The 13,922-nt window shown below is 34.9% G+C and carries 9 protein-coding genes; 7 read left to right on the top strand and 2 right to left on the bottom strand.

Features of this window, described 5'->3' with window-relative positions:
- Positions 1–104 precede the first annotated feature (104 nt).
- From DKG80_RS05690 to DKG80_RS05665, 6 genes are all read left to right on the top strand, one after another.
- The gene (locus DKG80_RS05690) at positions 105–2,798 is read left to right on the top strand and encodes a TonB-dependent receptor (protein WP_109830353.1); all 2,694 of its coding nucleotides are present in this window, start codon (positions 105–107) and stop codon (positions 2,796–2,798) included.
- Between the two features lie 101 nt (positions 2,799–2,899).
- On the top strand, positions 2,900–4,588 hold the full coding sequence (locus DKG80_RS05685; protein WP_221409055.1) for a YfiR/HmsC family protein: 1,689 nt from the start codon (positions 2,900–2,902) through the stop codon (positions 4,586–4,588).
- Between the two features lie 145 nt (positions 4,589–4,733).
- Positions 4,734–5,657, top strand: a complete 924-nt coding sequence (gene gldA, locus DKG80_RS05680; protein WP_109830351.1) for a gliding motility-associated ABC transporter ATP-binding subunit GldA — start codon at positions 4,734–4,736, stop codon at positions 5,655–5,657.
- Positions 5,658–5,661: 4 nt separating this feature from the next.
- Positions 5,662–6,387 carry an ABC transporter permease subunit gene (locus tag DKG80_RS05675; protein ID WP_109830350.1) on the top strand — a complete coding sequence of 242 codons (726 nt, stop codon included), beginning with the start codon at positions 5,662–5,664 and terminating at the stop codon, positions 6,385–6,387.
- Between the two features lie 24 nt (positions 6,388–6,411).
- On the top strand, positions 6,412–7,923 hold the full coding sequence (locus tag DKG80_RS05670; RefSeq protein ID WP_109830349.1) for a GldG family protein: 1,512 nt from the start codon (positions 6,412–6,414) through the stop codon (positions 7,921–7,923).
- A gap of 44 nt (positions 7,924–7,967) precedes the next feature.
- The gene (locus DKG80_RS05665; protein WP_109830348.1) at positions 7,968–8,876 is read left to right on the top strand and encodes a DUF4340 domain-containing protein; all 909 of its coding nucleotides are present in this window, start codon (positions 7,968–7,970) and stop codon (positions 8,874–8,876) included.
- A 63-nt stretch (positions 8,877–8,939) separates the two neighbouring features.
- Here DKG80_RS05665 and DKG80_RS05660 read toward each other — a convergent pair whose 3' ends face one another.
- Both DKG80_RS05660 and DKG80_RS05655 read right to left on the bottom strand, forming a co-directional pair.
- Complete coding sequence (locus DKG80_RS05660) at positions 8,940–9,659, bottom strand: tetratricopeptide repeat protein (protein WP_109830347.1); 720 nt, start codon at positions 9,657–9,659, stop codon at positions 8,940–8,942.
- On the bottom strand, positions 9,656–11,080 hold the full coding sequence (locus tag DKG80_RS05655; protein ID WP_109830346.1) for a CCA tRNA nucleotidyltransferase: 1,425 nt from the start codon (positions 11,078–11,080) through the stop codon (positions 9,656–9,658). Before DKG80_RS05655 ends, DKG80_RS05660 begins: the two co-directional genes overlap by 4 nt.
- A 389-nt stretch (positions 11,081–11,469) precedes the next feature.
- Between DKG80_RS05655 and DKG80_RS05650 the strand changes: the two genes are divergently transcribed.
- A complete protein-coding gene (locus DKG80_RS05650; protein ID WP_109830345.1) occupies positions 11,470–13,896 on the top strand; it encodes a penicillin acylase family protein in 2,427 nt (808 codons plus the stop codon).
- Positions 13,897–13,922: the final 26 nt, after the last annotated feature.

Raw genomic sequence — 13,922 nt, 5'->3', positions numbered from 1 at the left:
AAGCTACACTTGTTTAATAGATTACTCTGTCTCAAATTCCTATTTAAAAAAAAGCATAATACTATAGGTTTTTTAGTTAATATTTGTGTTCAGCAATACTTGAGATGAACATCAAATCCATAATTTTATTATCAATTTTTGTAATCGGCAATAATTTTATTAGTGCTCAGTCCATTAAAGTGACAGGTAAAGTGTCAGATCAATTTGGAGCTTTGCCTGGGGCTAAAGTAGCATTACAAGGTACTACTATAGAAACTGCTACTAATGTAGATGGTGATTTCGAATTGGATATTGATCCAGGTAAGTATATAGTCAGCGCCAGTTTTGTAATGTATGCTGATCAAGAAGAAGAAGTCAATCTATCAGCAGGAGATTCTATTCATCTAGAATTTGAGCTTCAGTCGGCTTTTGAAATAGAGCAAAATATTTCAGTAGGTACTAGATCAGGAGCAAGGTCATTATTGGAATCTAGTGTTCCCGTAGATATTATTAGTCCTCAGACTATAGCTCAATCAGGAAGAATAGAGTTAGGTCAAATTTTAAATTATATAGCCCCTTCTTTCAACTCTACTTATCAAACAATATCAGATGGGACAGATCATATAGACCCAGTGTCTCTTCGTGGATTAGGTCCAGATCAAGTTTTAGTCTTGATAGATGGTAAACGTAGACACACAAGTTCTCTATTGAATGTTAATGGAACTTTTGGAAGAGGGACAGTAGGCACTGATTTCAATGCAATACCTTTTGGTGCAGTTGATAGAATCGAAATACTTCGTGATGGCGCGGCAGCACAATATGGGTCTGATGCCATTGCAGGTGTTATCAATATTGTGTTAAAAGAACAGACTGGAGTTACCTACTTAGATACACAATTAGGATCTAACTTAGATGGAGATGGTAAACAGAGGTATTTTGGTGGTAATGTTGGTTTTGAGGTAGGAGATGGAGGGTTTGTCAATTTTACCTTAGAGTTTAGAGATAGATCTGCAACTAATCGGTCCGGAGCTTATTCAGGACCAGTTTACACTACTGATTTGGCCATTGATAAAGCTTTAATTAGTGAAAGGGATTTTTTCAAACAGACTGGATTTGATGGCCAAAGAGTGATGGAGGTAGGAAATTCGGATGTCAGAAATATAAGTTTTTTCTTTAATTCCGAAATTCCATTGACAAGAGTGACTTCTTTCTACGCTCATGGAGGTAGGAACTTTAGAGATGGAATGTCTAGCGGGTTTTATCGATTTCCAAAAGACAGTAGTAGAGTAGTATATAGTTTATATCCAGATGGTTTTTCTCCTAAAATAGGAACAGACATTGTTGATGATGCTTTTACTATCGGTTTTGTAGGTGTGAAAAACAATTGGAATATTGATTTTAGCAATACTTTAGGTGTCAATACTATTGATTTTAATGTGTTAAATTCTAATAATGCTTCTCTTGGAGATACTTCTCCGACAAGGTTTTATTCAGGAGGTTTTAGGTACAGCCAGAATACAACTAATCTTGATGTTTCTAGAACATTTAATTGGCTTTATGGCGTTAGCATAGCCTTTGGTGCTGAAATGCGAATTGAAAACTATGAAATATCTGCCGGTGAAGAGGCATCTTGGATAAATGGAATGGATTCGATTTCGGTTGGAGGTGTATTAAAAGCTAGAGAGGTTGGTTCTCAAGTGTTTCCAGGCTTTCAACCTGAAAACGAATTAAACGAATACAGAACAAATAATGGTTGGTATTTAGATACAGAGGCTAAGTTGACTGATAAATTGTTAGCAGGGCTAGCTACTAGATATGAATCCTATAGTGATTTTGGCAACGAATGGATTTGGAAAGCCTCTAGTAGATATAGGTTTACCAGTGATTTGAGTATTAATGCAGGGTATTCCACAGGTTTTAGAGCTCCTTCGTTGCATCAGTTGTACTTCAATAATATAAGTACTCAATTTTTTGAGGGAGATGCCGTTAGTGTAGGTACTTTCAATAATAATAGCACAGTTGCGAAAGCCTTTGGCATAGAAAGTTTGAGACCCGAACTATCTAGGCATTTTAATGCAGGAGTAACATCCAAGCTTTTTTATAATTTTACTTTTACAGTCAATTTATATACTATTAAGATTCTTAATCGAATTGTCATGTCTGGCAGATTTGATGAAGGGTTTGAGTTTATTTTAAATCCATTAAATGTTGGTGCAGCTCAGTTCTTTACCAATGCGTTTGATACTAGAACTTCTGGTATGGATATTACGACTACATTTAGAAGTCAATTTGGTCTTGGAGAACTTTCTTCATCACTTGGAGTGAATTTTAACAAGACTCAAGTGGATGGACAGATTCGAACTTCAGAAGAGTTGGAAGGTCAACAAAATGTTCTTTTAAATAGAGAAGAAGTGTCTAGAATAGAGTCTAACCAACCTAATGCTAAAGTTGTTTTTTTGAACTCATATAAAGTAGGCGATTTCACTATTGTATTAAACAATACTTATTTTGGAAGGGTCACCTATCGTCATCCTGAAGATAATGAACCATCTAATTGGGTTATTAATTCTAATACTGGGCTTATCGAAACTAGAGATCAAGATTTTTCACCAAAGGTCATAACTGACTTAATATTCTCTTGGAGAGCCACTAAGAATATTAAAGCAAGTATAGGAGGACAGAATATTTTCAATGTGTATCCAGACATGCATACTCATTCAGCTAATATATCCGATGGAAGATTTCCATACAGTAGAAGGGTACAACAATTTGGTGTGATGGGAGCTCATTATTTCGCAAAAATTACCCTAAGACTCTAAACATGCTTTATAGAATCTGTCTAATTCTATTATTTATAATTTGTCAGGGGTATAAGTCTGTTGAGATTACCGATGATATCAAGTTACGTCAGCGTGGAATAATGATATACAATTTCATGCAGCACGTTCGATGGTCTAATGAAAATGAGTTTCAAGTATATAAATTGGGCGTTTCTCGATCAGAGCCTCTTTTGTCAGTATTGAGAGACATGGAAAGCGAGGGGCGTACTGTAAGAGGTAAAAAGATTGAAATTGTAGAAATATCTGGAACTGCAGATATTATTGACCTGCAAGCGGTCTATATCAACAAGAATTATCATTTCGAAATCGATGAGGTGTTGAGTAAAGCAAGAGGTAGCAATTTGTTGGTTATTAGCGAAAATTATGGGTTTAATAAATCCATGATCAATATGTTAGAAATCGACAATGTCTTCCATTTTGAAATCAATCAAACTTTGCTGAATAAAGAAGGTTTTGTAATCGCTAGAACTATAAAAAACGCTGCAATTACAACATCAAAAAGATGGCAATCACTATATCAAAGTTCTGAAAAAAACCTTCAAGAGGAACAAGAAAAAGTAGAACTGCAAAAAATGCAGCTTAAGGAACAGCAAAAACTCTTGAATGATCAAAGGCTGCAATTGGAGGAACAAGTTAGGTTAATTGATGATAGGAATTTAGAATTGGAAAAGTCTTTTATGGAATACAATCAGTTGGTAAGTAAAAATAAAGACTTACATACTGAGTATTTGAAAGAGAAAAATTATTTGTCAAAGGTTAGAAACGAATTAGAGACTCAAGCTGCAGAAGTCACTAATAAAAAGTTAGAGATTTCAGAATTAGATTCTCAGTTGAAAGAGAAAGAACAAGTATTTTCAAAACAGTTGGATCAAATTAGAAGACAACGCATTACACTAAGTGAACAGGGGTATGAGTTGAACTACCAAAGGAATTACATAGTACTGCTAAGTGGTATTTCTGTTTTACTGTTAATTATTGGCTTTGTAATTTGGAGAGGATATGTGCTGAAGCATAAGTCTGAAAAACAATTAAAGGTAAAAAACAGGCAAATACAGGAACAGAAAAGGCAGATAGAATTAAAGAGTAAGGAAATGGAGGAGTTTGCTTACGTAGCAAGCCATGATCTACAAGAACCCTTAAATGCGATCACAGGATTAGTTAAAATTATTGAACGCGATAAACTTGATGACGAAACGAATACTTATATGGGGTTTATCGATGAGTCTACTGATAGAATGAGGGATTTGATAAAGGGTCTTTTGGAGCATTCTAAGCTAGGAGACAAGATTAAACCTACTAAAGTTGATTGTTCTGAAATTTTAGAACAGGTATTAGCTAACTTGAAACAAGTAATAGACGATAAGAACGCTGTTATTGTATACCAACCAATGCCAAACGTATATGGTCATGAAACACAACTAATCTCATTGTTTCAAAATTTAATTAGTAATGCCATTAAATTTAGCCAGAAAGGAATTCCCCCGAAAATAGATATCCAGTCTAGACCTGTTACACAAGGAAGTAATAAGTACTGGCAGTTTGCAATTCATGATAATGGAATTGGAATACCAGTGGAGTATCAAGAAAGGATATTCTCAATTTTTAAAAGACTTCATTCTCGTACTGAATATGAAGGAACAGGAATTGGATTAGCTCATTGTAAAAAAATTGTAGAACTGCATAATGGCGAAATATGGGTAGAATCCATTAAAGGGGAAGGTTCTATTTTCTATTTTACAATAAAGGTGGTACAAGACAACTTGGGTTGATTAGCTTTTCTTAAGCTCTGTTAACAAAATTTAACAGCTACATTTTAATTCATTCTTGAAATAATTTTAACCTCTTGATATAATTGCGATCCTGCAACTGGGCAGGGTTTAAATTCTAATTGTTTACTGAAACGATAAACGAATTATGTCAATAGTCATTGAAAATTTGACCAAGAAGTACGGTGTACAAAAGGCCGTTAATAATATTTCTTTCGAGGTCAAGACTGGAGAGGTTGTTGGTTTCTTAGGACCTAATGGAGCTGGGAAAAGTACAACTATGAAGATGATTACTTGTTTCATGGCACCTTCCTCGGGAGACGTGAGACTAGATGGTCTTTCAGTCTTAGACAAACCTGAAGAGGTAAAAAAGAAAATAGGGTATCTTCCTGAGCATAACCCACTATATCTAGATATGCCAATCGTTGAGTACCTGCGATTTGCTGCGGAGATTCAAGGTGTCGAAAAATCTTTAATATCAAAAAGGATAGGAGAGATGATAGACATGTGTGGACTGGATTTAGAGAAACACAAGAAGATTGGAGAACTCTCAAAAGGTTATCGACAGAGAGTAGGGATTGCTCAAGCGATGATACATGATCCAGAAGTGTTAATTCTCGATGAACCCACTACAGGACTCGATCCAAATCAAATTATTGAGATTAGAAAGCTTATAAAGGAATTGGGTAAAGAGAAGACCGTTATCCTCAGTTCTCATATTCTTTCAGAAGTAGAAGCTACTTGTGATAGGATTTTGATAATCAACCGTGGTAGAATTGTGGCAGATGGATCATCCGATACTTTGAGACAACAAGCTCAAGGACAAGAAGTGTTGACTGTAAACATTGAAGGAGAGCTGGAGTCTATAAAAACTGGATTATTAGAGTTGGCTTCTGTAGAGAAGGTATCGGTAGTAGACGGGAAAGAAGGTTTCTTCCAAGTTCAAAGTAAACCAGAACAGAAATCGAGAAAAGCCATATTTGATATGTGTGTAGATAAGAAATGGTACTTGATGGAAATGACTGGTACAGAGACTAGTTTAGAAGACGTATTTAGAGATTTAACGAATTAAGAAGATGGATAAAATTTGGATAATCACCAGACGAGAGTTAGCGTCATTTTTTGATTCGCTAATTGCTTATGTTCTTATTATTCTGTTTCTAGGTTTGAGTGGTTTTTTTACTTGGCTATTTGGAAACAATGTGTTTATGATTGGTCAAGCCAGTCTACAAGTTTTCTTTCAAATAGGGTTTTGGACTTTGTTCTTTTTTATTCCAGCTCTTACGATGAAAATGTTGGCAGAGGAAACTAAATCAGGAACGATTGAATTATTGAGTACGAAAGCTGTATCTGATTGGCAAATTGTTACTGGGAAATTTTTGGCCTGCTTACTATTAGTAGTCATAGCTTTGACCTGTACCATACCTTACTATATTACAGTGAGTAAGCTAGGGTCCGTAGATCATGGAGCCATTATAGGCGGCTATGTTGGATTGATATTGCTGTCAGCTGGATATGTGAGTATTGGAATATTTGCTAGTGCATTGACTAATAATCAGATTGTAGCTTTTTTGATCGCACTACTGATTGGAATATTCTTCCAATTATTGTTTGATATGATGGGGTTCAGCCTTAGAGGTACTATGGGTAGTGTTTTCAATTACTTAAGCATGAGAACGCATTTTGCCTCGATTTCCAGAGGCGTAATTGATTCAAGAGACTTAATTTATTTCTTCTCTATTATTTTTTGTGGTTTGACCATGTCTCAAGCTATTTTATCTAAAAGAAATTGGCAATCCTAATTATCACTATTAATCAAAATTGAAATGCAAAAGAAAAGCACTGTAATCATCAGTTTAGCCATATTCGCAGCCATTTTGATCGTGGTGAATATGATCTCGTCTAAGCTTTATTTTAGGTTGGATTTTACAGATGATCAACGATATACACTCAGTAGGGCTACAAATGATGTCCTGACTGATTTAGAAGACATAGTAACAGTAAAAGCTTACTTCTCAGAAGACCTTCCAGCACAGCTTTTAAGTAATCGACAAGATTTTGAAGATTTATTGATCGAGTATGAAAATAGGTCTGGGGGAAATTTGGTTTATGAATTTATCAGCCCAAATGAGGAGGAAGAAGTAGAGCAAGAAGCTCAACAAAGCGGTATTCAACCAGTGATAATCAATGTTTCTGAAAAAGATCAGGTACAACAGCTAAAGGCATATATGGGAGCCGTATTAATGATTGGAGATCAACAAGAAGTAATACCAGTCATTCAGCCTGGTGTGGATATGGAATACGGTTTGACAACGGCAATAAAGAAATTAGCAGTATTGGATAAACCTAAGGTTGCCTTAATTCAGGGACATGGAGAGCCTTCTATGCAAGAGGTAGCTCAGTTATATCAGCAATTATCCGTATTATATCAATTTGAACCTTTAGATCTGAATACAGCAATAGATATTTCAACGGATTACAAATCAATTGTAATCATGAATCCTATTGATACTATTCCTCAGGGTCATTTCAATAAGATTGATCAATATTTGGCAAGTGGGGGCTCTGCATATGTTGCTTATAGTAATGTCAATGGAGATCTTTCTGTTGGGCAGTTGTCTCCATCTAATGATATTGGAATGACTGGTTGGTTAGCTAGTAAGGGAGTCAACGTAGGCAATCAGTTTGTGATTGATAGCCAAAGTGGTTCTGTAACAGTTCAGCAACAGCAAGGCTTTATAAGCTATAGGTCTCAAGTGAAATTTCCATATTTCCCAATTGTGAACTCCTTCCCGGATCATCCAGTTACGAAAGGTTTAGAGACCATTATGTTACCTTTTGTGAGTGCAATTACTTTCAGTCCTTCGGATACAGCTACATCATTTACACCTTTGATGACAACTTCAGAACTGTCTGGAATTGATTTTACGCCGAGACTTGATATTGAAAGACAGTGGACTAAGAATGATTTTGTTCAAGGGCCCCAAAATATGGCAGTAGCGATTGAGGGACATGCGGTTGGATCTACGAACTCTAAGCTAATAGTAGTTGCCAATGGAGCTTTTGCTGTCAATGGAAATCCTCCACAGCAAATCAATCAAGACAATGTCAATTTTGTTTCAAACTCTGTTGATTGGCTTTCTGATGATACTGGCTTGATTGATTTGAGAACTAAGGGGATTACATCGAGACCTTTAGAGCAACTAGAGGATGGAACAAGAGAAATGTTAAAATATGGCAATGTAGCTTTTCCAATCGTTCTAGTTTTTATATACGCTTTTATTCGAAGACAGCTTTACTTGAGAAAGAAGCAAAATTGGATGGAAGGTAAATTCTAATTCAGCGAATAGAAAGTTGATTATTGGATGAATAAAAAAATATAATGAAGATATCTACATTGAAATTGGCAGGCGCACTAGTAGTCTTGGTAGGTCTGTATTTTGTTATCGATATGTTTGGTGGCAAGAGTAAAAGTAAAGGTGTTAAGTCTGAATTGGTCAGTTTACAACTTGACAAAGTTGATTTTCTAAGTGTGAAATCACCTCAAAATGAAGTCGAACTTACTAAATCAGATGATTCATGGTCATTAAAATTGCCAAATGGTAAGATAGTTAGAGCTGAAGAAGCTGCTGTTTTAAGGTCAATTGAAGCTTTGAAAAATGTTAAACCTTCAAGACTAGCAAGTAAAAAGAAAGCAAAATGGTCTGAGTATCAAGTAGACTCTGCTGGTACTAGAGTTATAGTTAAAGAAGAAGGTAAAAACGCTTTGGATTTGATTATTGGTAAGTTTAGTATGGTAGGCCAGAGAAGTTTTCAATCATTTGTAAGGCTATATGAAGATGAAGCAACTTATGTAGTGAGAGATTTTATGAGTTTTTCGGTGCCTTCAGATCCCAACAGCTACAGATTTAAGACTATTACTGACTTCTTAAATAAAGATTCTATAAATACTGTTAAATTTAATTATCAGGGTGATTCGTCCTTTGTCGTTGAAAAACTTAAGGGTGAATGGTATTCGGCAGGTCAAGTTTTAGATTCGGTGAAAATTGGAAATTATTTGAATAATATAACTAGGTTGAGTTCTTCTAAATTCTATGATGAAGAATTATTAGCAATTAATCCTGTGTCTAAGATTGAATTTATTGGCTCTGATGGGAGCTTAATTTCGTCTTTATCTAGTTTTAATCAAGACTCACTAAATATAGTTATCTCGAGTATAAATTCTGATAGTCAATTTAACGACGAGTCAGTTTATGATAAATCATTTATTAGCCTCTCCGAACTCCAATAGTATAAAAAAATCCTTGTTGAATTTATTTATAGATTCAATAAGGATTTTTTACTTAACTCTTAGCTACTTTTTCTTGGCCTCTTTTATCCTTTTGATGTTTAACTGAGCAACTTCAAAACTTGGTTCTTCTTGAAGAGACTTTAGGAAAAGCTCTGTAGCCTTATTAGCGTCTTCTTGTTTTTCTGCGATTAAACCTTGCAGGTTGTATATAGCAGCTTTCATTGACACATTTTGATTTGATTTATCAACTTTAGGATAAACAAGTTTTGCCTCTTCTATACCTGTCTTTTTACTTAAAAATTCAGCAGTAGTCTGAGCTTCATTCAGCCTACCTAGTTCAAACTGAAGTTGTGCTACTTGAAAATGTGTTTGTACTTTATCATTAATTAAAGCAAGGTCTTCATAAAATTCTAAAGCTTTTGTTTTAGCTCCGATATTGTTAAAAGAAATGGCTCCAATCTCCAATGCCAATTCGTTTCTACTATTTAATTCAACATTTTCTTGAGCCACTAAAGCAGATGAAATGTAGTTTCTTGAAGAGAAGTAATTCACTGCAAGAGAATCAAGAATAGCAACTTGATTATCGGTAATAAAAAGTAAATTATAAAGTGCCATTCTAGCCACTGCTGGATCATTGAATCTTTTTGCTATTTCGTAGATCCCAAAGTTTTTATTGAAATCAAAATCTATAAAGCTAGTAGAGTCTGGTTCTGCTTTTTCTTGCCCAAAACCTACGGCAGAAAAGCTAGCAACTACTACCAGCGTATATATGTACTTTTTCATGTTTTACTATTATCTGTGGTTAATCCTTTTTGTTTAGCTAATTCAAACATCAATTTTCGTGCCTCATTGGAGTCATTTGAAATATGACCTTCAAGAATAGCTTCTCTTATTTCGTTTTTAATTTCACCTACTTCGCGTGAAGGCTTAAGGTCAAAAGTTTCCATGATTTCTTCCCCAGAAATAGGAGGTTGGAAATTTCTAAGCCTATCCTTTTCCTCTAATTCATTTAATTTCTTTTCAACTTTTTTGAAGTTGGAAAGGTATTTCTGCATTCGATTAGAGTTTTTTGTAGTGATGTCTGCTTTGCAGAGAGTCATCAAATCTTCAATGTCATCACCTGCTTCAAATAACAACCTTCTGACTGCTGAGTCTGTGATCTCATCTTTTACCAGTGCTATAGGTCTTAAATGAAGCTTGACAAGTTTCTGTACATACTTCATTTTTTCATTGAGCGGAAGCTTCAAACGCTTGAAAATACCCGGAACCATTCGAGCACCTTTATCTTCGTGTCCATGAAATGTCCAACCTACCTTTCTATTGAACCTTTTAGTAGGAGGTTTAGCTATATCATGTAATATAGCAGACCACCTTAAATATAAATCGTCAGTATGTTCTGAAATATTATCTAGAACCTGAAGAGTATGATAAAAGTTGTCTTTATGAGATTTTCCATCTTTGGTCTCTACACCATATAACGCCATCATCTCTGGAAAAATTAGTTCTAAAAGACCACACTGAAAGAGAAGCTTGAATCCATAGCTCGGAGTTTTGGATAAGATTATCTTATTCAACTCAATGATAATGCGTTCTTTTGAGACGATTTTGATTCTGTCTTTTTGATCAGATATTGCAGAATAGGTATCAGGATCAATATCAAAATTTAACTGACTTGCAAACCTAATGGCACGCATCATTCTTAAAGGATCATCAGAAAATGTGATGAGAGGGTCAAGCGGTGTACGAATGATTTTTCTTTTAAGATCTTTCTGACCATCAAAAGGATCTACAAGCGCTCCAAAGTTATTTTTGCTGAGGTCAATAGCCAGTGCATTGATCGTAAAGTCTCTTCGGTTTTGATCATCTCTTAACGTGCCATTTTCAACAACTGGCTTACGTGATTCCTTACGGTATGACTCCTTACGAGCGCCTACGAATTCTAGTTCATGATCCTCGAATTTCACCATGGCTGTGCCGAAATTCTTATAAACAGCGATTTTCTTGCTTTGGAGAATACTTGCAGCTCTTTTTGCAAGGTTGATACCACTGCCTACACATACGAAATCTAAATCTTTACTGGGTCGTTTCAGTAAAATATCTCGAACAAATCCACCAATGACATAAGTCTCAAGGTCTAATTGTGATGAAGCATCAGTAATAGCGTCGAAAACGACCTCAGGTTTTAAATTTTCTTTTAAATTCAATCGATTGAAGTTTAGGCAAAATTAATTTCAATTATTAATTCTGCCTTTACTACTTTGACAAAGTTTGAGGTAATTTCACTTCTTTTGAAAGTATATAGAGTCAATTCTATTTACCTGTCTAGTTATTAGCAGTTTATGTAGTTCTGAAGAAAAAAGAATTATTCAAATTGATAGACTTGTTAGCTTTTGATAATATGCATGATTACATATTTAATTAATTTCTACGGTGAGCGATAGAATAGAAAATATGAAATGCTGTTTATCAAACAAGTCAATAGTTCTATCAAGGAAGGGAACCGTTAATAGAAAAATTCATAAATCGATTTAGCATTTATGATTAGGTAGAGGCTTTGTTTTTATATTAGATAACTGACTACAAATACAATCCTATGAAATTCATTAGGTTCTTTTTTGCCCTTGTATTGACTACAGTATTCTTTTCTTATATGAATTATAAGAGAGATGAAATTCCTCCTCTTGCTAAGTTTATGAATCCGTATCGTGGTTTTTGGCAAAATAGCGAGTTGGAAGAAATTCAAATTAAGAATGATAAAAAATTTAAAGAGTTAAAAGAGCAGGTAAATATTAAATATGATAAACAATCTATACCTCATATTAAGGCTCAAAATGATTATGATGTGTTTTTTGCCCAAGGTTATCTTACTGCTATTGATAGACTTTGGCAAATGGACTTTCAAGTCTTAGCAACTGAGGGCAGGATTTCTGAATTGATAAGAGGAAAGAAGATCTTAGATTTTGATCGTGAACAAAGAAGAAAAGGGTTGAAATATGCCGCCAAACGTTCACTTGAGGAAGCTAAAGATGACAAGGTGTTTATGAATATGCTTCAAGCATATTCAGATGGGGTGAATGCATATATTGATCAACTTCAATACAAGAATTATCCGATAGAGTATAAAATACTAGATTATTCTCCAGAAAAATGGTCTCCTTATAGGTCAATGCTTCTATTGAAGTACATGGCAGATATGCTTTCTTCATGGGAAGCAGATTTTGAAAACACTAATGCATTGAATCTATTTGGGAGAGAGGATTTTGACATGCTTTTTCCAGATAATCTCAAAAGAATAGATCCAGTCATTCCAACAGGGACAAACTGGGATTTTACACCAATGAATGTGAATAAGCCTGAAAATATTTATCAGAATACCTTTAAGAAAGAAAAGGATTTGATAGATAAAGTAGATCCACAAAATGGGTCAAATAATTTTGTCGTTGGACCCAGTAGAACCATGAATGGAACTGTAGTTTTTGCCAACGAAACGGATCTGTCATTGAACTTACCTTGTATATGGTATCTCAACCAACTAACTACTCCCGATATGAATGTCTTTGGGTCTTCGTTACCAGGAGCACCAGGTGTAATTACAGGGTTTAATGATTCTATAGCTTGGGGAGTGACCAACGCTAAACGTGATGTGGTTGATTGGTATAAAATTGAGTTTAGAAATCCAGATCGTAAGGAATATAAATACGATGATAAATGGCTAAAAACTGAGACAGTGATTGAACGGTTTGAAGTTAGAGATGGTAGTCCATTTTATGATACTATAGTTCATACTCATTATGGACCAGTAGTATATGATAGAAACTACAAGAACGAATCACATCAATCAGGCTATGCTATGAAGTGGACAGCTCATGAAGAGTCCAAGGAATTAATGACTTTTTATGAATTGAACAGGGCTAATAATTATGATGACTTTGTGAAAGCACTTAGACATTTTGTTGCTCCTGCTCAGAATTTTGCATTTGGAAGTGCCAATGGGGATATTGGAATGTGGGTGAACGGTAGATTTCCTTTGAAATGGGAAGAACAAGGGAAATTTGTAATGGATGGGGCCAATTCTGATTACGAATGGGGCCAAGATATTCCTCACGAACACAAAGTCTCGATTAAAAACCCAACCCAAGGGTTCTTAAGTTCTGCTAACCAGCATCCTGTAGATTCTTTGTATCCTTATTACGTTTATGATTATAACTACGAGATGTATCGCAATAGAAGAATCAATGATAGACTGAAGTATTTAGCTCAGTTTACAGTAAAGGATGCAATGAAGTTACAAAACGATAACTATAACTTTAGAGCTTCTGAGAGTTTACCTTTAATGTTGGATTTGTTGGATACGGCTGCTCTCAATGTAAGTGAAACAAAAGCTTACTCTACACTTAGAAAATGGGATTATTTCAATGAGCCAAAAAGAGAAGCACCTTCAATATATGAAGCGTGGTGGAATACCCTGTATCATAAAATATGGGACGAGTTTGACCGCGATGATATCGCATTGAAAAAGCCATATATCTACAATACTATTAGATTAATGAAAGAGGATTCTGTAAATAAGTATTTTGATATAAAAGAGACTAACAAAGTAGAGGTTTTAGAAGATTTAGTCAATCAATCTTACAAGAATGCTATGAAAGAGCTAGAGACCTATAAGGATAAGGAAGGGTCAATAGAATGGTATAAATATAAAGGGACAAAAATTACCCACTTATTAGACATAGATCCATTTTCTGTGAAAGATGTCCCTGTTGGAGGGAACAGAAATATTGTGAACGCCGTCTCTAAAAACCATGGGCCATCTTTTAGAATGGTTGTGGAACTGTCAAAGGATGGAGTAAAAGGTTGGGGAGTATACCCAGGTAGCCAAACTGGTAATCCAGGAAACTTAGCTTATGCCAATTTGGTTCAAGATTGGGCTAAAGGACATTATTTTCAAATAAATTTTTTGAATAAGGAATGGACAAGTAATAAAAATATTGTGAAATCAATAACCTTTAAAAAAGACTAATTATGCTATTTATACTTAAACTATTA

This window comes from Reichenbachiella versicolor, assembly GCF_003171675.1.
Lineage (GTDB): Bacteria > Bacteroidota > Bacteroidia > Cytophagales > Cyclobacteriaceae > Reichenbachiella > Reichenbachiella versicolor.
The sequence above is the reverse complement of the archived record's forward strand: the minus strand, read 5'-3'. Positions and strand labels throughout refer to the sequence as shown.